Consider the following 24,881-nt stretch of genomic DNA (forward strand, 5'->3'; position numbering starts at 1 on the left):
TTCGTGTGATGGGGTGCTCGTGGGGCGGGCGTGGAAGGTGGAAGACTGGGCGCGTGTTCGTTGTCGTGGGGGTCACGGGTGGTATCGCCGCTTACAAGACCGTACATCTCGTGCGGCGGCTGATCGCCGAGGGCCATGACGTGCACGTGGTCCCGACCGAGGATGCGTTGCGGTTCGTCGGGCTGCCGACCTGGGAGGCCATCAGCCGCAACACCGTGACGACCTCGGTGCACGAGGATGTCGCCACGGTGCGGCACGTCTCGCTCGGCCAGCGCGCGGATCTCGTGATCGTCGCGCCGGCGACCGCGAACACGCTCGCGAAGATGGCAGCGGGGCTGGCCGATGATCTTCTCGGAACGACGCTGCTGGCGACCGCGGCTCCGGTGGTCGTGGCGCCGGCCATGCACACGCAGATGTGGTGGCATGCCGCGACGCAGGCGAACATGCGGGTGCTGCGTGAGCGCGGTGTGCACGTGGTGGGCCCGGCAGACGGTCCGCTCACCGGGGGCGACACGGGCCCCGGGCGCATGAGCGAGCCGGACGAGATCGCGGATGCCGCGCTCGCTCTCGTGCGGGGCGAGGCGCCTGCACGTGTACCTGTACCCGCGCCCGACCCCGCACGAGACGGCGATCTCGCGGGGCTCCGCGTCGTCGTGACGGCGGGTGGGACGCGCGAGCCGCTGGATCCGGTGCGGTTCCTCGGCAATCGTTCGAGCGGGCGCCAGGGGGTTGCTCTGGCGCTCGCGGCGGCGGATCGAGGTGCCGAGGTCACCCTGATCGCGGCGCACATCGAGGGCGAGGTGATCGCGGCCGCGCGTGGCCGGGTGACGCTCGCGACGGTGGGCACTGCGGCGCAGCTGCAGGACGCGGTGACGGATGCGGCATCCATCGCCGACGTCGTCGTGATGGCCGCGGCCGTCGCCGACTACCGGCCTGCCGAGACGGCCGGGACGAAGCTGACGAAAGAGGTCACGGGCGGGCGGCTGGTGCTGGAGCTGGTCGAGAATCCCGACATCGTGGCGGGGCTCGCTGCCGATCGGCGGCCCGGCCAGACGATCGTCGCCTTCGCCGCCGAGACGACATCGGATGACGAGATGCTCGCGCGGGCTCGGCGCAAGCGCGCGCGCAAGGACGTCGATCTGCTGGTGGTCAACGAGGTCGGCTGGGAGCGCGGGTTCGAGACCGCCGACAATGAGGTGATGATCATCGACCGGTCGGGCGAGGTGACCGCGCAGGCTTCCGGATCGAAGCGTCTCGTCGCCGATGCGGTGTGGGATGCCGTCGTGGTCGCCCGGCCGTTGTAGCGCTCGCGCCGGCGCACAGCGCGTGCACCGGGGAACAGCGCTCGCGCCGGGCCGCGGCGTGCGCATCGGCGCTGCTGCCTGAGCGTCAGAACGGTGGCGCGTCGCCGTCGCCGGGCTCGAAGTGCACCGTGGGCGTGGGTGGCGAGTCGGTGTAGGTGGCTCCGAGCGGCGAGGTCCACTCGAGGATGCCGCCCTCGAGTTGTCGGACCTGCCACGCTGTGAACTGCTTCATCGAATGGTGTCTTTGACACAGGTGAGACAGATTCGAGACCTCGGTGGGTCCGCCCAGCGCGTAGTCGATCGTGTGATCCACTTCGCAGCGGATGGCGGGGATGCGGCACCCGGGGAACCGGCAGTGCTGATCGCGCGCCCGCAGGTGCCGGTCGATCGCGGCGGAGCGCTGGTATCCGTCGGTGTGAAGCACCTGCCCGGTGATCGGGTGGGTCACAAGGCGTTCCCACCACTGGGCGGAGGTTCCGGCGAGTTCGCGGGCCGTCGCGGGGTCGATGGGGGAGTAGCCGACGAGGTCGGCGGCTCCTGCCGCACGGCCGGTGCGCGCTTCGATGTCGAGCAGGTTCAGAGCGGGCACGATGACCTGGATCTTGGCGCGGATCGCGCCGAGGGTGCCGGGCCCGTCGCCCGTGACGGTGGGGTCGGCGAACGGCGACGAGGTCAACAGCATGTCGGCGACGATGTCGGCACGGATCTGGTCGCGTGTGCGGGTGTCGGTCGCGAGCGCCTCGGCAGACACTCGGGTGCCGTCGTGCGCCACGCCGTCTGTGAAGGTGACGCCCTCCGCGGCGTCGGCCGCGCTCGCGCATGTCGCGGAGGCCTTCGCGGCGTTGCGGGCGTCGAGGATGATGTTGGTCATCTGAGTGATCCGGTCATCGATCCCGGCGATCACGGGCGTCGGGGCTTCCATGTACAGCGCGGACATGCCGTCCGTCAGCGGTGTGATCCGCACGCATCGGTTCTCGCGCGCGCTCTGGTGACGCTGTGCGAGCGAGCGCGGATGCATCCGCTGCGCGAGGATCTCGAGACCCGCCTTCACGCGCCCCGTCGTGTCGCGACGGCAGCGGGCCAGTGCGGCTGCTTCGAACTCGGCCACGGCTTCGTCGGGCAGGTCGGCGGCGATGTCAGTGATCACGCGGACGTGCTGCCGGGTGATCTCGTTGCGCCCTCGCGCCTCGAGCGTCGCAGCGTGGCGTTCGACGAGCCGGGTGGCGTCGCCGATCTGTCGTTGCATCGATCGGTCGGACACCTTCGCGGGAACACCGATCGTCGCGGCGATATCCCGCAACGCCATCTCATGCTCCCGCACACCGGAAGGCTTGCCCGCCGTCATCTCGTGTGCAAGCCGGCCCGCCCGCGCCAGGGCACGGGCGCGAGCGGCCTCGGCGGCGGCAAGCTCGGCATCCGCCCGCTCGAACGCGGCGACCACCGACGCCAGCTCGGCGGCCTGCGCCTCGCTGTACTCGATGGATTCGTTCGAATGCATGTACCAATAATGGCACGAACCTCCGACACCCGATCGGGCCACCGACCAAGCTGTGGATAACTCGCCAAGCCCCGGAGAGAAGCGCCGGAAAATCACAGAAAGTCGGCGCGCCACTACGAACAGAGTTTCGATGAAACCGCTCGACAGCGCACAGCAGCCGGCGGACCTGGGCGGGTCGGCTAGGCTCACCACCACACGACACGCCACCACACCGCGCAGCACCGTTGCGGCGCCCGAGAGGGGAGCCCCGATGGACGAGGGTGACATCCCGCCGATGCCGCCGCCCCGCGCACGACGCCTCACGCGCGTCGCGTTGGGCATCTACGCGACAGCGCTCGCGCTGATCGGGCTCTGGCCGGAACCGGTCGACAGCGGCGCCGGCCCGCTGCTGCGCGCGATCACGCGGGTGACCCCGATCGTCACCTACCCGCGCATCGAGTTCGGCTCGAACATCCTGCTCTTCATCCCGCTGGGGGCGCTGCTCGCGCTGATCCTCACCAACCGTTCCCTGGTCATCCCGATCGCGCTGGTGACGACCGTCGCGATCGAGTCTGCGCAGGCCCTCATGCTCGAGCGGCGCACGCCGAGCGTCCTGGACATCGTCGCCAACGTCACCGGTGCGTGCATCGGCCTCTTGATCGTCGTCGGGGTCGAGTGGTGGCGACGGCGACGCAGGCGGTGAGCCGCCGGGCGACGCCGCGTTCGATGAACGGACGGATCAGGTTCAGAGCGCGGTCTCGCCCGGCGTGATGGCCGCCCTGGCGGTTCTCAGCACGATCGTGAGGTCGCCCACGAGACTCCCGTTCTCGACGTACGAGAGATCCAGGCGCACGCTTTCGTCCCACGAGAGCGTCGACCGGCCGCTGACCTGCCACAGCCCGGTGATGCCCGGCTTCATCAGAAAGCGCCGGTGCACATGGGCGGCGTACCGCTCGACCTCGCGCGCCAGCGGCGGGCGCGGGCCGACGAGCGACATCGATCCGCCGAGGACATCGAACAGCTGCGGCAGCTCGTCGAGCGGCAGTCCAGACACGGGACGAATTCGGATGCCTGGGCCGGCGATGCCGGCGATGCACGGCGCCGGCAGAGGTGCTGCTTGCCCGCCTCGAGGCTCCACGAGATCCGCGTGACCTCGGCGGGTGTGAACCGCTCCTGCCAGTGCGCATCGACGCGCGCTGCCGGCGCGATCGCCGGGCTCTTCGCGTTCCTCACTTGTGCATGGCCACCCGATGGCCGCGCGCAGCGCGGGCGACCGAGTAGGCGCTCCGCAGCTGCGCCGCCTGGACCCGGCTCGTGTTCTCGGCGACGGCGGCGGTCCCCGTGGCGAGAAGTCGAGCACGTGCGTCCGGATCGTCGAGGAGTTCGCGCACGCGGGTGACGAGTTCGGCATCCGACACGACCATCTCAGCCGGCAGGCCGGCGGCGTAGGGCCGGTCGGTGACGAGAGCGGGCACGCCGCACGCGAGTGCTTCCAGCAGCCCGACGGGAAATCCCTCCCAGTCCGCCGTGTGCACGTACAGCTGCGAGCGCGAGAGCTTCTCGAGTACCTCGGGTTTCGTCAGCCATCCCGTGATGACGACTCCGGCGCTCTCCAGATCGGCGGTGAGCTCTGGGCGCCCCCCGCCGATCCAGGTGAACGAGACCCCGTCGTCGTGCGCGCGTGTCGCCTTCGCCAGCCGGGCGAATCGGGGGATGCCCTTTTGCGGCACGATGCGCCCCGCGGCGCTCACAAGGGGCTCATCGCTCGCCGCGGGCAGCGCGGCCGGAATGTCGTGTGCGACGTTCACGACGAGGTGCGTCGATGCGCCGCCGCCGAGTTCGCGTGCGAGCTCGGCTTCTCTGGGCGAACAGGCGACGAAGGCCGTGGTGTTCCTGGCGAGCACGCGCTCGATGAGCCGGTAGGCGCCCTCGATCGGTGCGGCGAGATCCGTGCGCTCGAAGGAGAAGCAATGGGGCGAGTAGACCAGCGTCGCCCGCCTGCGGCTGCGAGCGAGCCGCGCGTAGACGCCCGCGTAGCTCGAGTGCGCGTGGATGATGACAGCACCGAGCGAACGGCTCCGCCGATTCACCTGAATGATCCGAGCGAGATTGCCCGATCGCATCAACTCACAGGTCGCGAAGCTCTCGAACAGCTCGTCCGAGGCCTTCGCATCGTCTCGCAAGGCATAGATGAGGTGATGCTCGAACTCCGGGGTGTTGTGGACGAAGCTGAGCGCCGCATCTGAAACCCCTCCTCCGAAGCTCTCGATGACATGAAGGATCCGCCGCTGAGGCTGCAGATTCGCTTCGTCGTCTGTCTCATCGCCGGACGCCAGATCAGTGTGCTGCACTCTGCCACTCTCCCAGTCCTGATGACTAGAGCATATCGGCAGGACGTGTATCGTTGGATTTTCCCGGTCACTCCTGTACGTCTGGGTGAATGAACATATACGTCTGGGGGTGTGGATGCCAGTCGGGTCTGGTCTGCTTGTACACTCGGGAAAAGCGTTTCGCCCTGACTTGGAGGGCATCCGAGGCATAGCGCTCGTCGTCATCCTCTCGGCGCACCTCATCGAGTGGCCGACCGGCGGTTTCGTTGCGCTCGACCTGTTCTTCGTTCTCTCGGGCTACCTGATCACCGGGTTGATCATTCGCGAGTACGAGCGAAGCTCGACGATCTCGATGACCGGCTTCTACCGTCGGCGCATACGGCGGCTGGCCCCGGCGGCGACTCTGGTGATCGTGGTCACCGTCGCTGCGGCGTTCGCGATCTTCCCCACCGCCAGGGCGGTCGGCGTCGCGTGGGATGGCTTCTGGTCGATGCTGCTCGTCGCGAACTGGAACTTCGTGTTCAACGGAACCGACTACTTCGCGACATCGTTGCCGCAGTCTCCGCTGCTGCACTATTGGTCCCTCGCCGTCGAGGAGCAGTTCTACCTCTTCTGGCCCGCGCTCCTGCTCGCGGCTCTCACGCTGTTCGGCGCGCGCGAGGTGGCGGCGGCAGGTCGCCCCCACAGCCCGCGCCGCGAGGTCCGGCCGAAAGCGGCGAACTATTCCGCTGCGGTTGCGGTCATCGCCGTCGTGTCGATCCTGTCGTTCGCGTGGGGAGTCATCCAGCCGCTGATCGACCCGGCCGTGTCCTACCTCTCCACGCTCACGCGCATCTGGGAGCTGGGCGCCGGTGCGCTCCTCTTCTTCGGCAACAAGTTCTGGCGGCGGCTGCCGTCGGTCTCGCGGCCGGTGCTGGCGTGGACGGGACTCGCGATCGTACTCGCGGCATCCGTCGTCCTCACGCCCGACGACCCCTACCCGAGCTATTACGCGCTCATCCCGATCGGCGCGACCGCGATGATCATCGTGGCAGGCGTCGGAGGGGACTCCAAGCTCTACGCCGCGACCAACCCCGTCGCGCGCTATCTCGGGCAGATCTCCTACTCGGCCTACCTGTGGCACTGGCCGGTCATCGTCTTCGTCGGCACGCTGGTCGGCCGCGAATCGCCCTGGTACCTCTGGGGGGCCGTGCCGCTTTCGCTCGTGCTGGCGGCGGCGACCTTCCACTTCGTGGAGAATCCGATTCGGGAGTCGACCTGGCTGGAGCCGAAACACAGATCCCGCTACGAACGACGCGCGCGCCGCGTCCGCTACGGGCGAGTCGCATCCGTGGCGGTTGCCGTCGTCGCGGTCGCCGCCGTGGCGGTGACGCTGAACGCCGGCCGTGCCGCGCCCCCGCAAGCGACCGTTGCGCCGCCGGCCGCCGGAGCCACTCCCGCGCCGCTCCCCTCCGGCGTCGCGGCGGTCGAGGAGATCATGGCGGCCGTGGGCAGTGCGAGCGCCGCGCAATCGTGGCCGGATCCCGTCGTGGCGGCGATCGATGCCAACACCATCGACTACGGCGGCGCCCTGCAGGAGACCTGTCTGATGATGCCCGACGACGCTGAGGAGGCCTGCGCCATCGGGGCCGCGGACCTGCCGAAGACGGCTGTGCTTCTCGGTGACTCCGTCGCGCTCTCGTGGTCGCCCGGGCTCGGCCTCGCACTGAACGACATGGGGTACCGGCTTCTCGTTCTCACACAGGGCCTGTGTCCGTTCGCACAGGTGGACGTCAGCGGCTCGCTCACATCCGGTGAGCCCGTCCCGGGGTACCCCGGGACCTGCAACGAGCATCGCGACCGGGTCTTCGAGCGTCTCGCCGAGCTGAAGCCCGACCTCGTGATCGCCGCCGACGCCGAGCTCGAGATGACGACCATGATCCTGCCCGACGGCGCCGACCGCACGGCGGCATGGCGTGACGGATTGGTTCGCAGCGTTCAAGCCGTGCAGTCATCCACGCTGCGCGTGCTGGCGCTGAGCTCGCCTCCACGCGGGATGGCCGTTCTCGACTGCTACACCCGTGTGTCGTCGCCGGTCGACTGCATGGGACGCGTGACGGATGACTGGTTCGCGCAGTTCGACGCCGCTGCGCGGGCGCAGGCGCAGCTCGATCCGGCGGTGTTCACGCCGGTCGATACGAGAGACCTGTTCTGCGCGACGGATGCGCTGTGCCCCGCGTTCGCCGGTGACCTGCTCATCCGCTCGGATGAGCAGCACATCACCACGGCCTACTCCGAGCAGCTCAGGGGCGCGTTGCGTGAAATGCTCGCCGAGGCAGGCGTCGGATAGCGCTGACTCGGCAATCCGCGGGCGCGGATCGGGATGCAGTACAGTCGATTCGACACGGGAAGCGAAGCGAGAACCATGGGACTTCAAGATCTGCAGCGCGTCTGGCAGCGGTTCTGGTCCCTGGTCGTGAGCGGCCTCGCTGTGGGCCTGCTTGTGGCAGCCGGCGCGATCTGGCTGATCGCGCCGTCCTACACCTCGTCAGCCCGCCTCTTCGTCTCGAACCAGGCCGTGGGTTCGGCGAACGATCTGCTGCAGGGCTCGACCTATACGCAGACGCGCATGCTGTCTTATGCGCAGGTCGCCACAGATCCGATCGTGCTCGATCCGGTCATCGAAGAGCTCGGTCTCGACACCACGGCCGAGGCGCTGGCATCTCAGGTCACCGCATCCGCGGAGCGCGACCAGCTCATCATCTCGATCGAGGTGAGCGATCCGACCCCCGATGGCGCAGCCGAGATCGTCAACGCGGTCGCAAACCGTCTCAGCGAGGTCATCACGACCGTGATCGAGGAGCCCCTTGCTGGTCGCGACGCGGCGGTCGCCGTCACGGTGCTCAAGGAGGGAGTGCCTGCGACGGAGCCGTCCTGGCCCGTGCTCTGGATCTTCTTGACGGTGGGCGGCGGTGCGGGCCTGCTCGCGGGGATCGGCATGGCGCTCCTCCTGAACACGTTGGACACCCGCGTTCGCGCCCTCCGCGACCTGCAGGACCTCACGACTCTCCCGGTGCTGGGCATGATCACGAAGACCCGCCGGTTCGGCCAGACCTCGCTGGTGAACGAGATGTCGAGCCGGAGTCAGTTCGCCGAATCGGTGCGCGCACTGCGAACGAATCTGCAGTTCGTGGATGCCCAGGGAAAGCCTCGCCGCGTCTTGCTGATCACGTCGACGGTTCCGTCTGAAGGCAAATCGACGACGGCGCTGAGCCTCGCTCTGAGCCTTGCAGAGGCGGGGAAGCGGGTCGTGTTGATCGACGCCGACATGCGAAAGCCGCGACTCGCCACGGCGCTCGGCCTCGAGGGCGCCGTCGGCCTCACCGACGTGCTGATCGGTCGATTCGAGTACGACGCGATCGTTCAGCCCGTCGGCGCCGAGCACAAGCTGTCCGTCATCACTGCCGGAATGGTGCCGCCCAACCCCGCCGAGCTGCTCGGCGGCGTACGCTTCACACAGCTGCTCGAGAAGCTGCGGTCGGAGTTCGACTACGTCGTCATCGACAGCCCGCCGGTGCTCGCGGTCACCGATGCCGTGCTGCTCTCGCAGCGGGTCGATGCGGTCGTCTATGTCGTCGGCGTCGAGCGGGTGCGGCGGCCCCAGCTGCAGACGGGTCTGGAAGCGCTGGCGAGGGTCGATGCGCCCGTGGTCGGCCTCGTCGTCAACCACCTTCCGCGCTCCGGCGTCGATGCCTACACCTACTATTGGGACGCCTATTCCGAGGAACCGGCGAAGGGAAGGCAAGCGGCCGTGTCAGCGCTCAGCGAAGATGCGGCCTCCGAGCGAAGACTCCGCGCGTCCGCGTCGCAGCGTGCGAGCGTGGGATCGTAGCGGTGGCGCTGCGGGACCGGTGGCAGCAGCTCGGAATCGCCGTCTACAACATCGTCGTCACGCACGTTCCGTCGCACACGCTGCGGCTTGCGACGTTGCGCGCCTGGGGGGCCCGCATCGGATCGGGCAGCACGGTCGGGCGAGGATCGACGGTGCTCGACATCAAGAACATCCGGATCGGCGAGGACTGCTCGATCGGGTTTCGCTGCGTGCTCGACGCGCGGGGCGGCATCGAGATCGGCGACAACGTCGCCCTCGCGAGCGACACCCACATCATCACGGGTCACCATCTGCCGCACTCCGACACCTTCGAGGCCGAGTTTCTGCCCGTCGTGATCGAGAGCTTCGTGTGGGTGGCATCGAGGGCCACGATCGTCGCGGGAGTGCGTATCGGCAGGGGAGCCGTGGTGGGCGCGTGCTCCCTCGTGCGAGCCGACGTGGACGACATGGCGATCGTCGCCGGGGTCCCCGCGCGTCCGCGCGGCGTCCGGCGGTCGTCGCTGAACTACTCGGCCCGGTATCGAAGACTTTTCTACTGAGAGGGCGTGCATGGCGCCGGAAGATCTCGACGACGGCGATCCGTTGTCGACAGCGACACTCGTCTACGTCGCTCCGAGAAGCGGGTCGAGCGGTGTGAGTGACTACGCCGACGACATCCTGAAAGAAGCCCGTGCGGCGCTGGGATCGGTGGTCGAGGTCAGGCACGGGGGAGCGGGCGCCGACAGCGTCGCGCAGGTGCGCGCCGGACGCAAGGCCGTGGCCCGGGCGGTCCGCGCGGCCGAGGGCGCCGTGATCGTCCACACCGAGCAGAGCGGCGGCGTGCTGCTGCCGTTCTGGAGCCTGACGCTCCGGGCCGTGAGAGACGAGCGCGTCCTGCGTTCCGCCACTCTTCACGACGCGCCGTTGGGCGTGTGGCTGCCGTTGCGGTCGAAGGGGGTCAGTCGCAGCAGGCTGATCACGCACGCGCTCCACTACCCGTTCATGGCGGTTCACCGCCGCGTGGAGCGGAGGGTATTCCACGGCGTCGCGCTGACCGCGCTCACCGAGTCGGGCGCGGAGGCGATCGAATCCGAGCTCGGCCACGACAGCGTCCGCGCGAGCTTCCTGCCGGCGCCGGCGCGGGATGCGATCCTCCCCGCTCCCCGGCGCCCTCTCGCGATCGGCCTGTTCGGGTACGTCTACAAGGGCAAGGGCTTCGATCAGCTGTCGCGCCTTCGGGAACTCGTCGACCCCGACATCGACATTCGAGTTGCGGGCCGGGGAACGCTCGACTTGCCCTCGATCGACGGCGTCACCCTGATCGGCGGCGTCGAGGGGCCCGATGAGGACCGGTTCTTCGAGAGCGTGCGCGCCATCGTGCTCCCCTACTCGCGCCGGAGCTCCTATGGTCCCGCGACGCACGTCGCGTCGAGTGTCGTGGCCCGGGCGATCGCCTACGAGACACCGGTGATCGCGCTTCGCTATCTCGGGCTTGCGGATGAGGGCGAAGTCGTCGACGGCGACATCGCCGACCTGGCGCGCGCCGTCAACCGGATCGTCCGCGACGCAGACGAGATCGGCGCGCTGGCCGCGAGGTCTGCCGACCTCAAGCGCCGGCTGACTGCTCCGGCGGCGTTTTCCGTGCTTGCCGGGCTGTGGCGCGAGCGTCTGCGAAGCGCCTGATCGCCACCCTCCCGGGCTCCTCGACGAGATAGTAGGTCGCGGCACCCACACCGACGATGATCGCCCAGGCGACGAGCCACAGCGCGGCGTGGAGGAATCCGGTCGGCACGAGATCGAGGCGTTCCAGCACCGTGCCGATGACCAGGAGCACGAGGAAGTGGGTCAGGTACACGGAGTACGAGATGCGTCCGGCCCACGTGAGCACGCGAGAGCCGAGAAGGCGATTGGCGACACCGCCCTGAAGGGCCGCTCCGAGAATCGCCATGCACAGGAACGGGTAGGCCGCGACGGGCAGCGTGACGACGGGGCCGGCCGGAGTCAGCACGCACGCGGCGATCGTTCCGGCCGTGCCGCCCAGCACCAGCCATCCGCCCCACCTGTGTCCGGGATCCCGGGGGATCCAGCTCCAGATGAGAAAGAGCAGGCAGCCCAGGGGGAACGCCAGCGCGATGCGCATCCACATGAGCGCATAGCCCGACCAGTACGGCCACTGGTCGGCGGTCGCCAGCAAAGAGCTGAGGCCGACCACGGCGGTCGCCAGCAGGACTCCCGTGAGCGTCAGCGTGAGCCACTTGGGGAGCCGGGGCAGCACGAGGGCCAGGAGCGGGAACGCGAGATAGGCGGCGAACTCGGTCGAGATCGACCATGCCGGGTCGTTCCACGCGACCGCGGGGGGGACCGCCTGCATCATCGCGAGGTTCATCACGAAGGTGAGCGGTGTGTACCGGTCGCCGAAGACGAATGTCGCGCCGGCCAGGGACGCCAGGCCGATGAGGACAGCCGCCGCGAGGAACGTGACCAGGTGCGCGGGGTAGATGCGGGCGACTCGAAGCAGGAAGAAGCGCGAGACGGCTCCCGGCTGGGGGCGCGAGAGGCGACCCAGGTACGTGTACGAGATCACGAAGCCGCTGAGGATGAAGAACAGGTCCACGCCCAGGTTGCCGGAGAGCACGACGGGGTCGAGGACGGGTCCCCCGATCGCGATCTCAGGGGTCAGCAGCTGCAGGTGAAACGTGACAACCCACGCGGCGGCGACGCCGCGGATGCCGGTCAAGGGGTCGATCTGCTCGGGCAATATCGTCCCACCACGTCGACTAATGTTCAAGAGTGTCTTCGATGCCATTGTGCATGTCGCCCGCGTGATGTTCAAGTTGGGGGGGCCGCGTGCTGCGCACGTATCTTTCGCTCGGCCTCGCCAGCGCGTGGATGGTCGTCGGCCGGCTGGCCGGGCTGGGCTGGACGCTGTTCCTCGTCGCTTCGCTCGGAGTGGCTGATTACGGACAGTATGCGACCGCCTACGCCGTCGCCGCGATCCTCTCCGCACCGATCGAGAACATCTTCGTGGTCCGCGTCGTGCGCATCGGCGACGAGGACTTCCGGGCCGAGAGATCCATGCGCGCGCTGCTGGGTGCCGGTCTCGTCGCGGCCGGACTCTCCGTGTACGCGTGGTCGTTCATCGCCGGCTTCGCGCTGGCGGTCGCCGGGTTCGAGATGCTCTTCAACGCCTACAAGAGTGTGGCGCTGCGCGGCGGGCGCCCCGGGCGCATCATGCGGATGGACGCGGCCCGGCAGCTGAGCTCGATCGCGCTCGCGGTGGCCGCCTACGGGATGCTGGGCGACGCGGCGACGCTCGAACTGATCTGCCTCGCCTACCTCAGCCCCTACCTCGTCGTGCTCCTGCTCGCGGCGAAGCAGGCGTGGGGGGCGGCCCCGCGGTGGCCGCGCGGCCTGCGTGCTCAAGCGGTGCTCGTGGTCGACGCCCTCGTGCTGTCGGTCTACCTCCAGGGAGACATCCTGCTGCTCGGGCTGCTCTTCGACCAGGAGGTGGTCGGGGTGTACTCGATCGTCTCGCAGCTCGCGCTGGCAGCCTCGACGATCGGTCAGCTCTTCGGGCAGCAGTATGCGGAGCGCCTTCGTGAGAACGACGGGCACCACACGGCGGGTGCGCCGATGCGGCTCACCGTCATCCTGGGGATCGTGCTCTCGGTGGGTGCCGGCGTTCTCGCCGTCGCCCTGTGCCTGTTCCCGGAGTACCGCTCGGTCGGGATCGTCCTCGCTGTGATCGCCCCGTTCGCGGGCCTGCGCGCCATCACGAACACGTGGGTGACCGCCCTGTACGTGAGGGGGGTCGACGGCGCACGCGTGTCGTGGTCGGCGCTCGCCCTCGTGGTGAGGTTCGGCCTGATCCTCAGCATGGTGGCGTTCGGGGTCTCGGGCGCGGTCGCGGCGGCGGCCGCCGCGGGTTTCGCGGAACTTATCCTCGTCTTCGCGTACTATCGTCTCGTGTTGCGACCCTTGTACGCTGACAGAGGGGGCGCGAGTGGGACCGGTTGAGTTCATCGTGGCGAAGGACCCCGTCACGGAGCGCACCGGCGACATGGCCATGCTGAACCTCGTGATGTCTGTCGCCGCCGACGTCGTCCCGGTGCGCTACGTGGCGCTCTCCGAGTCGACCGGGCCGAGAGGCGGCGACTACCTGGTCGAAAAGCCGGCGCCGGCACCCCTGGGGCTGCTGTCGCGAGCGACGCGGAAGGCGCGCAGCCTCGTCCACGAGCGGTTCGACGTGCCGCAACTGAGGACGTGGCTTGAGCACAGCGACGCGGACCGGTTCGTCGCGGACCATTCCTACATGGCCGAGGCGTACCTGGCCACGGGCCGGGAGGAACCGCTCTACGTCAACACCGTCGTGTCGGAATCGCTCGTGTGGCGGGCGACGCACGGCATGATCGGTCGCGCGCAGGCGCCGTTCATCCGGCGCGATGAGCTGCGGGTGGCACAGGCTGCGACCGCGGTCGGCACGTACGACGCCGCGGAGGCGGCGTGGTATCGATCGGCCGGGGTGGGCCGGGCGACGTGGCTCGACGTCACGCTGCCGCCTCTCGTGCCGAGACCCGTGCGCGATCTCAGCGCACCGAGGGTCGTCTTCCTCGGTGACCGCAGATGGCCGCCGAACGACGAGGGTGCGCGGTTGCTGCTGGACTGGTGGCCCGAGATCGCGGCCGGCATCCCGGATGCCGAGCTGCTGATCGTCGGCAGGTCCAACGGCATCCTGCCTCTGCCCGAGGGAGTCGAAGACCTCGACTTCGTCGACGACCTCGACGGGCTGCTCTCGACGGCTCGCGGGATCCTCGCTCCGATTCGCACGGGCGGCGGTGTGCGCGTGAAGGTGCTCGAGGCTGCCGCGCGCGGCTTGCCGGTGGTCGGAACCGAGGCCGCGATCGGCAGCCTCGCCGACGTGTTCGGCCTGCCGATCCTCGACACGAAAGACGAGTTCGTCGCCGAGGCGCGTCGGCTGTTGGCAGACCCGCATCACGCGGCCGCGGCCGGCGATGATCTGTACGAGCGCAACGAGGCGCACTGGGCGCACGGCGGCCCGCAGAGCTCCGTCGAGGGGTGGCTGAAGTGACGCGGGTCCTCGCCCGCGCCGGCGTGGTCTTCTCGGTCCTCGCGCCGATAGCGCTCGCGGTGTGGGGTCTCTCGCTGCAGAGCGCGACCGTCGTCGGCCTCGGGGTGGCGCTGGCCGCCGCGCCCCTGATCACGGTTCTGCTGCAGCGCTGGCCGCAGGTTCTGATCAGCACTCTCGGGTTCCTCGTCGGGTTCGCCCCTTTTGCGACCGTTCCCGGAACGGGAACCCAGGCGATCTTCTTCCTGAGCGTTCCCCTGCTCGTCACAGTGCTCCTGCATCCCACGACATCCCGCCCGCTGCTCGGGCCGCTCGGCATCGCGGTCGTGGTGCTCGTCGGCTTCTCCGCTCTGACGGCGATCGCAACCTACACGGAACGCGGAAGCATCGTCGCGTTCGGCAAGTGGGCGATCGCCGCCGTGATCACGGTCGTTGCGCTCATGCTGAACGATGACATCCGCAGGGTGCTCTCGCGCTCATTCGTCTACGGCGCAGCCGCCGGAGGCGTGCTTGCTCTCCTGCTGATCGCCTTCGATGAAGAAGGGCGCCTGCTCGATGCCCTGTCGATCTTCGGCTACGGCGGCGCATCGGCCGTCAACGTGCGCACGGTGACGGTCGATGGTGGATCGGTCGTGCGGGCGACGGGGCTGTATGTCGACCCGAACTCCGCGGGGCTGTTCATGGTGTTCGGTTTCGCGATCGCCGGCGTCCTGTTCACCGGCGCGCGGCGGATCGTGCTCATGGCGATCCTCGCCGCGGTGACGGTCGCCACCCTCTCGCGGGCCTCGATCGGCGCTCTCATGGTGGCCGGTCTGGTGCTCGTGCTGCTCTCACGACTCAGTGCGCTCTCGCGCTTCGGGCTCATCGTGCTGGGTGCCGCGGCTGCCGCGGCATCGTTTCTGGTGCCCGCGATATCGAGCAGACTGTTCGATTCCTTCAACCGGAGCGACGTGGGCGTCTCGGCGCGCATCGATGCGATCGATCGCTACCCCGAGCAGATGGCGGGCAACTGGCTGTTCGGCCGGGGGTGGTATCTGCGTGAGTTCTACGACCCGGACTACGGCTATCAGCTGAACCATGTGGCGAACACGCCGCTCATGGTCGTCTATCGGGCGGGGCTGATGGCGGGAATCCTCTTCGTCATCGTGCTGGCGATCGCGGTCGTCCTCTCGGTGCGCGCGATGGCCCGCCGCATCGAGGGCGCGGGGCTGCTCGGAGCGACCCTGATCGGCATCGTCTTCGTCGCTTTCCAGGCGGACTTCCCCGTTGTCACCATGCCGCCGCTGGCGATGGCATTCGGTCTCGTCCTCGCCGAGGTGCAGGCTCTGCAGCGTCACCCCTCCCCTGCGATACCGCCCGCGCCCGTCCCCGTGATCGCGAAGCCGGCGCGGGCGGTGGTCCTGGCATGACCACGTCGACCGAGAAGACGAAGACGAAGGCCCGGCGCCTTCCGGGCCTCGACGGGCTGCGCGGAGTCATGGCGCTGTGCGTCATCATCGTCCACGTCACGGCGCACTGGACCCCCACGATCCTCGGGATCACGCACGTCGAGCTCTTGGGACAGGCGATCGTGATCTTCTTCGCGCTGTCCGGCTTTCTGATCTACACGCCCTTCGCACGCGCGATCGTCGACGGCAAGAGGCCCCTTGCCGGCGTCGGCCGGTACTTCCGCAGTCGTGCGCTGAGGGTCTTTCCGGCCTACCTCGTGATCTTCATGATCGTCAACGCGCTCGGCGCCGTCTACGTCGAGAACGCGATGGTCGTCCAGCTGGACGGCGAGGGAGGCGGCACGGGGACCATCACGGGCTTCGGTGAGCTGCTGCTCCATCTGTCGCTCCTGCAGAACTATGTGCCATCGCAGCTGCAGACCGGCATCAACTCATCGTGGACGCTGACGGCCGAGATCGCGTTCTACGCGCTGCTCCCGTTCGTGGCGGCCGGGGTGGCGCTGCTGGCATCGCGCAGCGGCCGCCTCCGCCCGTACGTCGTCGCCCTGCTGCCGGGCATCCTGCTCATCGTCGTCGGATTCGCCGGTCGGGTGATCTCGGCCGTCTGGGCGGGCAACAGCGGACTGAGCTACGACATGAGCGAGTGGGGGCCGTACGGGGTCGCCGTCTTCTCGCGCAGCATCGTGCCCTGGGCCGACAACTTCGGGTGGGGGATGGTCGTGGCGGTCGTGTACCTCGCCTTCGTGCGCAAGGTGATCGGCGCCGCGGGCACGACGCGCATACGGCGCGGTCTCTGGCTCGTGCTGGCCGTCGGGTTCGGCCTCACCGCTGCCGCGTACTTCGCGGCGCCGCGGTTCATCGGAGCCGCGTTCGCCCTCATCGCGGTCGCCGTCATCCTCCTGCTCATCCTTCCTGTGGGCGAGGACGGGAGAGTGTGGAAGCTCGCCACGTGGGTCGACACCCCCGCGCTCTACTGGATCGGGACGATTTCGCTCAGTGTGTATCTCTGGCACTACCCGGTGATCATCATGCTCGACCGACTCGGTTTCGCTCCCAGCGACACCTGGGGCGGCTGGGCGCTGGGATTGGTCGTCGTGACCGCCGTCAGCGTCGCTCTCGGATCGGCGAGCTATCTGCTGATCGAGAAGCCGGCCATGCAGTTCAAGCCCAGGTCCCAGCGAGCGGTGAGCGCACCGTGAGCGGCGCGGGCGAGAACCCGAGTCTGCCGGGGCCGCCGCGCCCGCCCGGGCAGCCGGGCCCGGATGCGCCCAGCCGGAAGACCTGGCGTGGCGCGATCATCGCCGCCATCGTCGTCGCCGCCCTTCTCCTGGTCGGCGGTGGTGTGCTGGCCGCCGTCGCCCTCGTGACGTGGGCCGGTCAGTCGGGCGGCGCACCGGATCAGACGAGCGTCGCGCCGGCGGCAGATGCGCCCGGAGCGGACCTGCGGCGGTCGTTCTCTTCGTTCGGCCACACGGCCGCATCCGGAGACCTGGGTGCGGCGAATGGATACCTGGTCACACAGCGCCTTCCCTTCGTGTCGACGGTCACACCCGACCGCTTCCGAGTCGTCGTGCGCAACTGGCAGTACCTCGAGGACCTTGCACTGAGCGGCAGGATCGACATCGAATCGATCTACCTCGGCACAGAGGGCACAGGGGGCGAGGAGGGACGCTTCACCCCCGACGCGGTTCGGCTGTCGGGGCCGCAGACGCTGGTGGACGGCGCGTCACTGACAACCGCCTGGTTCGACGCCGGCACGCTGGCCATACAGGCGGGGAAGCGCTACCTGCTCGGGGTCGCCTTCACGCCGCAGTCCGGTGAAGTGGGTGTCAACCCGGCGGTCGGCTGGGTCGGACTCGGTCGGGGAGCGGGACCCATGACCTCCGATGCGCAACAGGGCGACTACAGCGTCGGCGGCATGTACCTCGATATCGCCATCGAGTACGCCTTCTCTGACCCCGGTCACGACGTTCCCGTCGTGACGGTGTTCGGCCACTCGCTCAACTCGGGCGGAAACGGAAATCCCGCTGTCCCGCACGGCGGCGAGATGACCGTCTGGCACCAGCTGTGGGCCGCGCAGCACGGTGGTGCCGCAGCGAGCTTCTCGGCGCCGGGCGCGTGGACCGCGAATTTCGCCCCCGACTCGCCGAAATGGGACCTCGTGCCCTCCACCGAGGCCGACTATGTCGCGGTCTGGGCGTCGTCGAGCGACCTCGTCGTGGGGACTCCGCCCGATCAGGTCGGGGTCATGTGGCAGGCCCTCGTCGACAAAGCGCGCGCGAGCTGGCCGGGGGCGAAGATCATCGGCTTCACCGAACCGCCGCGCGCCGCGACGGGCGTGGGCGAGCAGTACCGCCGTGAGTGGAACGATTATCTGCGCACGAGTCCGCTCATCGACGGCCTCGTGGATGCCGACGCGATCCTGGCCGACCCGGGCAACCCGAACGTGCTGAATCCGGCGTTCAACGGCGATGACACCCATATGAGCCCCGCGGGCCACCAGGCCATCGCGGATGCGTTCGAACAGGCCATCGCCGCGATCCGATGAGCCGGGCGACCGGCGCTCCGATCGATCGACGGATCGATGGATGAGCAGCTGCGCTAGTCGATCAGGGAGCGCAGAACGCGCTCGACCTGGGGCACGCTCGCGGCGATCTCCCGCACGCTCTTGCGGTACGCCCGCATTCCGCGGGCCATCGGGTCTGCGATGTTGTCGACGTCGGGGTCTTTCACCCGGGGGGCCGTCGCGCGGTGCGCGGCGATCTCGTGCACGGCGTTGCGCACGCGCCCGCGATTGGTGTGCGCCCGCGCGCGGGACCTGCCGATCGCGTCGTCGCTCATGTCCTGCGCGAGCCGGGCGAACTCGTTCAGCGTGAAGGTCGAGGTGAGCTTGTCGGGTGAGAGAAGGACGACCTCCCGTCGCTGTTCGCGTGTCATGGTCAGCACCAGATCGGATGAGCGAACGAGGTCGACGGTGAGAGCGGCGGAGCGATGATCCGCGGTCGTCTCGAGTGAGATGCCGGCCTTCGCGGCCGCCGTCCGCATTTCGGGCATCATCCGTGCCCCCGCGGATGCGTGCGTGCCCGCGCTCGCGACCGTGACGGGCAGACCGTCGAGATCAGCGCGCAGCAGGTACTCGGCGAACGGCGACCTGCAGGTGTTGCCGGTGCAGATCACGAGCACCCGAACGGTGGAATCGCGCCGCGATCGCCGGGTCGGCGCCGACGCGTCACTCACCATCGAGGTGCCCCGATCGGTCGGCGAACGCGCGGATGGAATCTTCGATCGTGTGCTGAGGAACCCAGCCGAACTCTTCTCGAAGGCGACGCGCCGATCCGACGACGACCCGTTCTTCGGCGGGCCGGGCCAGCGCCGGCTCGGTCACGATCTCGGGCACCGGTCGGCCGAGTGCCGCGGCGATGAGCGTGAGGATCTGGATGCCGCTGTGCGAGACGCCGTTCGCGACGTTGTACACCGTGTGCCGAACGGAGTCCGCCTGCGCGAGCAGCAGGAACGCGCGGGCGACGTCGCGGACGTCGGTGTAGTCGCGCGCGGTCGTGAGGTCTCCCGCTGCGAGCGGCGCGCCGGCATCGAGGGCCTCGAGGCGCGAGAACAGATCGGGCACGATGAAGCCGGGGCCCTGGCCCGGGCCGACGTGGTTGAACGGACGCGCGATCACGGTGTCGAGTCCGCGTTCGCGGTAGTACCGCAGCTGGTGCTCCACGAGCAGCTTGCTGACGACGTAGGGAGACGACTCCCTGATCGGCGCATCCTCGGTGATCGGCTCGGGTGACGCGGCGTAGACCGCTCCCGTCGACACGCCGATGATCCGCGGGCGCGAGGGGCTCTTCAGCACGGACTCGCAGAGGGTCGTCACCATGGCGCTGTTGTCGGCGAGGTACTGCTGCGGATGCGCGAACGACGGACCCACCGCCGCGCGGCCGGCGAGGTGCAGCACCGCGTCCACCTCGGGAAGCTCCGGACACTCGATCGTGAGGTCGGCGGAGTGGTACGAATCGAGAACCCCGGCGAGCTCGTCGGGGATCGACGACGCCCGCGACACTCCGCACACGCTCATGCCCAGCTCTGCGGCGAGCGCGGCCACGTGACCGCCGACGAAACCGTCGACCCCGGTGACGGCGAGCGAAAAGCGCTTCCCGCTCGACGACATGGCTCTTCCTCGGTGATCAGATGTGGCGGCTCTGGACGGCGAGGTCGTGAGCGACCATGCGTCGAACGAGCCCGGGGAAGTCCACTTCCCGCTTCCACCCTAGGATATCTTCGGCCTTCGACGGATCTCCCAGCAGAATGTCGACCTCGGCCGGTCGCATGAACGCGGCACTGTGCTTCACGTATGGGCGCCAGTCGTCGATGCCGACCTCCGCGAACGCGAGGGTGAGGAATTCCTCGATCGAGTGGGTTTCGCCCGTGGCGAGAACGAAATCGTCCGCTTTGTGGTGCTGTGTCATCAGCCACATCCCGCGAACGTAGTCGCCCGCGTAGCCCCAGTCGCGCTTCGGCCACAGGTCGCCGAGCTCGAGTGTCGACTGCAGGCCGAGCTTGATCCGGGCGACGGCGTTCGTGATCTTGCGGGTGACGAACTCGAGGCCGCGGCGCTCGCCCTCGTGATTGAAGAGGATGCCGCACGTGACGAACATCCCGTAGCTCTCACGGTAGTTCTTCGCGATCCAGTGCCCGTAGAGCTTCGCGACACCGTACGGGCTCCGCGGATGAAACAGCGACTCCTCGTTGTACCCGTTGCCGGGCCGGTTGTAGTCGAGCCCCCCGAACATCTCTGAGGTCGAGGCCTGGTACACGCGCGTCGCCTCGGCGCGCCCCGTGACCCGAACCGCCTCGAGGACGTTCAGCACGCCCTTGCCGGTCACGTCGGCCGTGAGCGTCGGATTCTTGAAGGAATAGCCGACGTGGCTGATCGCGGCGAGGTTGTAGACCTCGTCGGGGTCGGCGGTGTCGACCGCCCGGACCAGCGACGTCATGTCGGTGAGGTCGCCCTCGATCAGCGAAACATAGGGCAGCTCGGCTTCGACGGCCATCTGTCGCGGGTTGTTCTGACCCCGGATGAGTCCGAATACCCGGTAGCCCTCGGCGTGCAGCAGTTCAGACAGATGACCGCCGTCCTGCCCGGTGATGCCGGTGATGAGCGCGGTCCTTTGCGCCACTTCGCCCCCTCTGTGTGTGCAGGTGTCTGCAGTTTCGCTGTCGGGTCGATGTTACAGGGACACGGACGCGCGACCGGAGGGGGCGCTGCGGCATCGCGTGTTTACGCCCTGGTAACATGCGAGGCGCTCACAGATGATAGAAAGTGATCGTGCAGCGCGCAGGCCCGTGATCGCGGACGCGCGTTCGCCCACACAGACGCGCGTTCGACCACCCAGAGGAGTCTCGACATGGCCGCTGATCGCTCGCCCCTGTCGCGCAGGGTTTTTCTGACCGGCGCCGGTGTCGGTGCGGGTGCGGCGGTGCTCGCCCTCGCGGCGGCCGACGCCGCGTCCGGCGCCACGGCACCGGTGACCTTCCGGCCCGAGAGGACCGAATCGCAGGCGCCGGCCCGGGTGGGCACCTCGCGCGCGATGGCGATATCCGAGTCGCCGCGCGCCGGGGTGGGTTTTTCGGTGAACTCCGGAATCCTGTGGGAATCGGAAGAGTCGCAGAAGAAGAGCCTCGACCTCATCGTGGCACTGGGCGCGACCTCCATCCGCCTCGATCTTCCCTGGCGATGGCTCGAACCCACCCGGGGGGCGTACAGCTGGGAGCTGACCGACCGGGTGATCTCCGAGGCGGTCGCGCGAAACCTGTCGGTTCTCGGCGTGCTGACCGGTACCCCGCAGTGGGCTGCGCTCAACGGCTCGGACAACGCCCAGACCCGCCCCGCGTCGCTCCAGGACTGGGCGCAGTGGGTGAGCACGGTCACGGCGTACTACGCAGACCGGGTGGGTGCGTTCGAGGTGTGGAACGAACCGAACGCACGGATGTATTTCGCGCCCAACCCCGACCCCGCCTTCTACGGGCAGATGGTCGCCGCTGCCGTCACGGCCATCCGCTCGTCCGCTCCCGGAGCCACGGTGGTCGCGGGGGCGCTCGGACCGACCAACACGTCGGCTGCGGAGGGGAACATGCACGCGGTCGAGTTCTTCGACGTGATGATGGCGAACGGGGCCGGCGCGGCCGATGCGTTTTCGTTCCATCCCTACGATCACGAGCAGTCTTTCGCCGACGGCGGGCGGTGGGACGGCGCGCCGGCACGGCAGGTGCTCACGATGCGGGAACGTCTCGACGCCGCAGGTCACGGTGCGAAGAAGATCTGGGCGACCGAGTACGGCGCGCCGAGCACGCTGGGCGAAGAGAGGCAGTCTCAGCTGGTCGCCGGGGGAATCACGCAGTGGGCCGAGATCCCGACCGCCGGTCCGATGTTCATCCACCACCACAAGGATCAGGCGCCGGACGACTTCTACGGCGTCATGACCGCCGATCATGCCTTCAAGCCGGCTGCGTACGGCGTGGAGTGGATGACGTCGAACGGCATCCCGCCCCGATGGGAGGCGGATTCGTTCGACGGAAACATCGACCCGGCGCTCGGCGCATACGTGAGCCCGGTGTATGCGATCGGGGCGGGATACGGACGCGACGCCCAATCGGGGGTCCGCTTCGTGACGCCCGGGGGCTGGTTCAGTTCGCCGAAGCCGGTGGCGGCCATCGTGCGGCCCTCGGGCCTGCTCCCGACGGGCGCGTTCGTCGACGGCATGCAGTCCGTCGGTACCGCTCTGAGGATCTTCTACAAGTCCAGCACGGGAGCCTGGCTCGTGCAGGGCGGCATTCTGGCGGCGTGGGTGCCGAAGCTCGGCTTCCCCACGGGAAACCAGTACGTCACGGGCTGGTTCATCAAGGCCACGGTGCAGCAGTTCGAGTTCGGTCGCATCGAATGGAAGCGCGGCCGCGCCTCGGTGATCTACAAGAAGCGCTGACGCGCGCGGATGCGCTCTGCGCATCCCCCCAGGTACGCGCAGAGGCGGCCGGTATCATCGCCGGGTGATACATCGCGCGACCGAGGTCGAGTCCCGCAGGGCCCGGCGCGACCTCGCCCGGGAAACCGAGAAGGTCTCCGCGAAGCGGCGGTGGCTCTGGATCGCTTCGGGACTGGGGCTTCTGCTGATCGTGGGCGCCGGCCTCGCCGGCTGGAGGATCATCGCGGACGGCAACCAGGCCCGCGCGTCTCTCGAGCAGGCGATCCCGCTCGCAAGCCAGATCGAGGCGGCGGTCGCGACCGGTGACGTCGCGAGCGCACAGCAGCTGGCGGGGGAGTTCTCGAAGCTGACGGCGGATGCCCACGGCGCGACCGACACGCTGGTGTGGCGTCTCGCGGAGCCGGTGCCCTTCGTCGGCGGCAATCTCGTCGCGGTCCGCGTCGCGGCGGCGGTCGCGGATGAGATCGCGACGGGCCTGATCACGCCGATCGCGTCGGTGGACATCGGCCAGCTGAAGTCACCGAGCGGCGGGATCGATGTCGACCGGCTCGAAGAGCTCTCGACGATGGCCGATGGCATCGTGAACACGCTGGCGGGGGCGCAGGACGCCCTCGCGGCGGTTCCGCGCGACTCTCTCATCCCGCAGGTGCAGCAGAGCCTCGCGACCTTCGACGGCCTGCTCGCGCAGCTGCAGGGGCCGATCGCAGGCGTTCACAGCGCGCTCGCGGTGCTGCCGGCGGCGCTCGGAGCCGAGACGCCGCAGAACTACCTCATCCTCGTTCAGAACAACGCCGAGTCCCGCGGCACGGGCGGAAACCCGGCGGCCCTGGTGCTGATCACAGTCGACCGGGGCAACGTGTCGATCACGCAGCAGGCGTCGGCCCTCGACTTCGTCTACGGGCGTCCGGAGCCGATCATCCCGCTCGATCCGGCCACGGCCGAGCTCTACGGCACGAAGGTCGCCCGGTACGTGCAAGACGTGACCACCACACCCGACTTCGCGGAGTCGGCTCAGATCATCACGGCGATGTGGGATGAGCTCTACGACACCCCGATCAACGGCGTCGTCTCGATCGACCCGGTCGCGATGAGCTATCTGCTCAACGCGACCGGCCCGGTCGGCCTGCCGTCGGGGCAGGAGCTGACGGCCGACAACGCGGTCGACGTGCTGCTCAACACCGTGTACTTCGAGATCAACGACCTGCAGAAGCAGGATGACTTCTTCGCCGTCGCCGCTGTGGCGTTCATCGCGAAGCTGACCGCCGCTGATGATGTTCGTGCGATCGTCGAGCAGTCTTCGCGTGCACTCGCCGAAGGCCGCATCCTCTACGCTCCGACCGATGAGACGCAGGCGCAGCTTCTCGCCGGCGCTCGAGTGCTCGGCGCCTACCCCGCATCGAACGAGACCTCCACGCTCTTCGGCGCGTATGTCAACGACATCACCGAGGGCAAACTGGACTATTACATGCGAACCGCGATCGCCGTCGAGACGGACGTGTGCCAGACCGACGGCGCGCCGACGTTCACGCAGACGATGAGTCTGTCGTCGACGGTCGATCCCGCCGCCGCCCGCTCCCTGCCCTGGTACGTATCGACCGCCAACTACTTTCCCAAGGGCGTGATCAGCACGGATGTCGTGATGTACGGACCCGTCGGCGCCCAGATCACCGCCGTCGCCGTCGACGGCGTTCCCACGGCATTCACGCAGATCACTCATCTCGGGCGCCCGGCGGCCAAGATCAACGTGATCAACCAGCCGTCATCGACGCACGCCGTCGCGATGACCTTCACCGGGGGCGACGGTCCGTTCGGGCCGATCGAGATCTGGACGACCCCGATGGTGCGCGAGACGCCGGTGGCCGTCATGGCACCCGGATGCCAGGAGTGATCTAGCCGGCGTCGACCGTCGTCGCCGCGGGCTCACGGAAGACCGCCCAGTGGTAGAGCGCGAATCTCACCACCACGATGATGGCGATGCTCGCCATGTTGATCGTGTTGACCAGGAGCGGCCCGGGCGCCGACCCGAGCAGCGAACCCGCGAGGCCCACCCCCGCCCAGACCATGGCCGCGCCGAGCGCCGTCGTGAGGGCGTTGGTCGAAACGAACAGGGCGACTTCGGCGATCCGCGAGCGTCGCGCCCGCTCGCGGAACGTCCACTCCCGGTTGCCGAAGTACGCGTTGATGAGGGCGATGAGCGATGCGGCCACCTTGGCGCTGACGACATCCCAGCCGAACGCGTAGACGAAAACGTTGAAGCACGCGATCTCGATCGCCGTGCTGATCGCGCCGACCACGAGGAAGCGGCCGCCCGTGAACAGCGCGCGGCGCAGATTGAAGGCTGGGCTCATGACTCCACTACGCTACATGGAGTGCGCGCGGCCGCGTGTCGGGGGTGCGTGGAAG

The 24,881-nt window shown here is 68.6% G+C and carries 20 protein-coding genes and 1 pseudogene; 13 read left to right on the top strand and 8 right to left on the bottom strand.

Translation table 11 applies throughout. The features are described 5' to 3' along the window. Positions 1-53 precede the first annotated feature (53 nt). Positions 54-1,304 (top strand): bifunctional phosphopantothenoylcysteine decarboxylase/phosphopantothenate--cysteine ligase CoaBC, encoded by a 1,251-nt coding sequence (coaBC, locus tag QZV81_RS04920; protein ID WP_292833419.1) that lies wholly within the window; start codon positions 54-56, stop codon positions 1,302-1,304. 85 nt (positions 1,305-1,389) lie between these two features. Here coaBC and QZV81_RS04925 read toward each other — a convergent pair whose 3' ends face one another. Beyond that, positions 1,390-2,802: an HNH endonuclease signature motif containing protein gene (locus QZV81_RS04925; RefSeq protein WP_292833422.1), complete on the bottom strand. Its 1,413-nt coding sequence runs from the start codon at positions 2,800-2,802 to the stop codon at positions 1,390-1,392. A gap of 130 nt (positions 2,803-2,932) precedes the next feature. On the opposite strand from QZV81_RS04925, the gene QZV81_RS04930 reads away from it, so the two are divergent. After that, entirely contained in the window at positions 2,933-3,484 is a 552-nt protein-coding gene (locus QZV81_RS04930) for a VanZ family protein (RefSeq protein ID WP_292833425.1), read from the top strand. A gap of 42 nt (positions 3,485-3,526) precedes the next feature. Here the strand turns inward: QZV81_RS04930 and QZV81_RS04935 are convergent. Further along, positions 3,527-3,820: pseudogene (locus QZV81_RS04935) on the bottom strand (sugar transferase); the annotation flags it as partial. 190 nt (positions 3,821-4,010) lie between these two features. Continuing rightward, positions 4,011-5,132, bottom strand: a complete 1,122-nt coding sequence (locus QZV81_RS04940; protein ID WP_292833428.1) for a glycosyltransferase family 4 protein — start codon at positions 5,130-5,132, stop codon at positions 4,011-4,013. Between the two features lie 169 nt (positions 5,133-5,301). Here QZV81_RS04940 and QZV81_RS04945 point away from each other — a divergent pair, with 169 nt between their 5' ends. The 4 genes from QZV81_RS04945 (at position 5,302) to QZV81_RS04960 (ending at position 10,644) form a co-directional block, all read left to right on the top strand. Beyond that, on the top strand, positions 5,302-7,440 hold the full coding sequence (locus QZV81_RS04945) for an acyltransferase family protein (protein ID WP_292833431.1): 2,139 nt from the start codon (positions 5,302-5,304) through the stop codon (positions 7,438-7,440). A gap of 75 nt (positions 7,441-7,515) precedes the next feature. Then, positions 7,516-8,982: a polysaccharide biosynthesis tyrosine autokinase gene (locus QZV81_RS04950; protein WP_292833434.1), complete on the top strand. Its 1,467-nt coding sequence runs from the start codon at positions 7,516-7,518 to the stop codon at positions 8,980-8,982. A 2-nt stretch (positions 8,983-8,984) separates the two neighbouring features. Further along, positions 8,985-9,521 carry an acyltransferase gene (locus QZV81_RS04955; protein WP_292833437.1) on the top strand — a complete coding sequence of 179 codons (537 nt, stop codon included), beginning with the start codon at positions 8,985-8,987 and terminating at the stop codon, positions 9,519-9,521. A 10-nt stretch (positions 9,522-9,531) separates the two neighbouring features. Further along, positions 9,532-10,644: a hypothetical protein gene (locus tag QZV81_RS04960; RefSeq protein WP_292833440.1), complete on the top strand. Its 1,113-nt coding sequence runs from the start codon at positions 9,532-9,534 to the stop codon at positions 10,642-10,644. Here QZV81_RS04960 and QZV81_RS04965 read toward each other — a convergent pair. Beyond that, on the bottom strand, positions 10,568-11,719 hold the full coding sequence (locus QZV81_RS04965) for an acyltransferase (protein WP_292833443.1): 1,152 nt from the start codon (positions 11,717-11,719) through the stop codon (positions 10,568-10,570). The two genes, QZV81_RS04960 and QZV81_RS04965, sit on opposite strands and share 77 nt — an antisense overlap. Positions 11,720-11,808: 89 nt before the next feature. On the opposite strand from QZV81_RS04965, the gene QZV81_RS04970 reads away from it, so the two are divergent. The 5 genes from QZV81_RS04970 to QZV81_RS04990 are packed head-to-tail and all read left to right on the top strand — an operon-like array spanning position 11,809 to position 18,043. Next, complete coding sequence (locus QZV81_RS04970) at positions 11,809-12,978, top strand: hypothetical protein (protein ID WP_292833446.1); 1,170 nt, start codon at positions 11,809-11,811, stop codon at positions 12,976-12,978. Continuing rightward, positions 12,965-14,050 (top strand): glycosyltransferase family 4 protein, encoded by a 1,086-nt coding sequence (locus tag QZV81_RS04975; RefSeq protein WP_292833449.1) that lies wholly within the window; start codon positions 12,965-12,967, stop codon positions 14,048-14,050. The genes QZV81_RS04970 and QZV81_RS04975 overlap by 14 nt, the downstream gene beginning before the upstream one ends. After that, a complete protein-coding gene (locus QZV81_RS04980) occupies positions 14,047-15,456 on the top strand; it encodes a hypothetical protein (RefSeq protein WP_292833452.1) in 1,410 nt (469 codons plus the stop codon). Before QZV81_RS04975 ends, QZV81_RS04980 begins: the two co-directional genes overlap by 4 nt. After that, the gene (locus QZV81_RS04985; protein WP_292833455.1) at positions 15,453-16,694 is read left to right on the top strand and encodes an acyltransferase; all 1,242 of its coding nucleotides are present in this window, start codon (positions 15,453-15,455) and stop codon (positions 16,692-16,694) included. Before QZV81_RS04980 ends, QZV81_RS04985 begins: the two co-directional genes overlap by 4 nt. Next, positions 16,691-18,043 carry a GDSL-type esterase/lipase family protein gene (locus tag QZV81_RS04990; RefSeq protein ID WP_292833458.1) on the top strand — a complete coding sequence of 451 codons (1,353 nt, stop codon included), beginning with the start codon at positions 16,691-16,693 and terminating at the stop codon, positions 18,041-18,043. Before QZV81_RS04985 ends, QZV81_RS04990 begins: the two co-directional genes overlap by 4 nt. A gap of 53 nt (positions 18,044-18,096) precedes the next feature. Here the strand turns inward: QZV81_RS04990 and QZV81_RS04995 are convergent, their stop codons facing one another. From QZV81_RS04995 to QZV81_RS05005, 3 genes are read right to left on the bottom strand one after another with little or no spacing between them, the layout of a single operon-like run. After that, the gene (locus tag QZV81_RS04995; protein ID WP_292833461.1) at positions 18,097-18,735 is read right to left on the bottom strand and encodes a low molecular weight phosphatase family protein; all 639 of its coding nucleotides are present in this window, start codon (positions 18,733-18,735) and stop codon (positions 18,097-18,099) included. After that, on the bottom strand, positions 18,725-19,666 hold the full coding sequence (locus tag QZV81_RS05000; protein WP_292833464.1) for an NAD-dependent epimerase/dehydratase family protein: 942 nt from the start codon (positions 19,664-19,666) through the stop codon (positions 18,725-18,727). Before QZV81_RS05000 ends, QZV81_RS04995 begins: the two co-directional genes overlap by 11 nt. A 16-nt stretch (positions 19,667-19,682) precedes the next feature. Continuing rightward, positions 19,683-20,675: a GDP-mannose 4,6-dehydratase gene (locus QZV81_RS05005; RefSeq protein ID WP_292833467.1), complete on the bottom strand. Its 993-nt coding sequence runs from the start codon at positions 20,673-20,675 to the stop codon at positions 19,683-19,685. Between the two features lie 228 nt (positions 20,676-20,903). Here QZV81_RS05005 and QZV81_RS05010 point away from each other — a divergent pair, with 228 nt between their 5' ends. After that, the gene (locus tag QZV81_RS05010) at positions 20,904-22,478 is read left to right on the top strand and encodes a cellulase family glycosylhydrolase (protein ID WP_292833470.1); all 1,575 of its coding nucleotides are present in this window, start codon (positions 20,904-20,906) and stop codon (positions 22,476-22,478) included. Positions 22,479-22,542: 64 nt separating this feature from the next. Beyond that, the gene (locus QZV81_RS05015) at positions 22,543-24,366 is read left to right on the top strand and encodes a DUF4012 domain-containing protein (protein ID WP_292833473.1); all 1,824 of its coding nucleotides are present in this window, start codon (positions 22,543-22,545) and stop codon (positions 24,364-24,366) included. A gap of 1 nt (position 24,367) precedes the next feature. Here the strand turns inward: QZV81_RS05015 and QZV81_RS05020 are convergent, their stop codons facing one another. Further along, complete coding sequence (locus QZV81_RS05020) at positions 24,368-24,826, bottom strand: GtrA family protein (RefSeq protein WP_292833476.1); 459 nt, start codon at positions 24,824-24,826, stop codon at positions 24,368-24,370. Positions 24,827-24,881 lie beyond the last annotated feature (55 nt).

The sequence above is a fragment of the Microbacterium sp. genome, assembly GCF_011620665.1.
Taxonomy (GTDB): domain Bacteria; phylum Actinomycetota; class Actinomycetes; order Actinomycetales; family Microbacteriaceae; genus Microbacterium.

Excerpts from the sequence above, each read along its gene's own strand:
- QZV81_RS04960 (WP_292833440.1), top strand. The coding sequence starts at position 9,532 with ATGGCGCCGGAAGATCTCGACGACGGCGATCCGTTGTCGACAGCGACA.
- QZV81_RS04985 (WP_292833455.1), top strand. The coding sequence starts at position 15,453 with ATGACCACGTCGACCGAGAAGACGAAGACGAAGGCCCGGCGCCTTCCG.
- QZV81_RS04995 (WP_292833461.1), bottom strand. The coding sequence starts at position 18,735 with ATGGTGAGTGACGCGTCGGCGCCGACCCGGCGATCGCGGCGCGATTCC.
- QZV81_RS04925 (WP_292833422.1), bottom strand. The coding sequence starts at position 2,802 with ATGCATTCGAACGAATCCATCGAGTACAGCGAGGCGCAGGCCGCCGAG.
- QZV81_RS04930 (WP_292833425.1), top strand. The coding sequence starts at position 2,933 with ATGAAACCGCTCGACAGCGCACAGCAGCCGGCGGACCTGGGCGGGTCG.
- QZV81_RS05020 (WP_292833476.1), bottom strand. The coding sequence starts at position 24,826 with ATGAGCCCAGCCTTCAATCTGCGCCGCGCGCTGTTCACGGGCGGCCGC.
- QZV81_RS05010 (WP_292833470.1), top strand. The coding sequence starts at position 20,904 with ATGGCCGCTGATCGCTCGCCCCTGTCGCGCAGGGTTTTTCTGACCGGC.
- QZV81_RS04950 (WP_292833434.1), top strand. The coding sequence starts at position 7,516 with ATGGGACTTCAAGATCTGCAGCGCGTCTGGCAGCGGTTCTGGTCCCTG.
- QZV81_RS05000 (WP_292833464.1), bottom strand. The coding sequence starts at position 19,666 with ATGTCGTCGAGCGGGAAGCGCTTTTCGCTCGCCGTCACCGGGGTCGAC.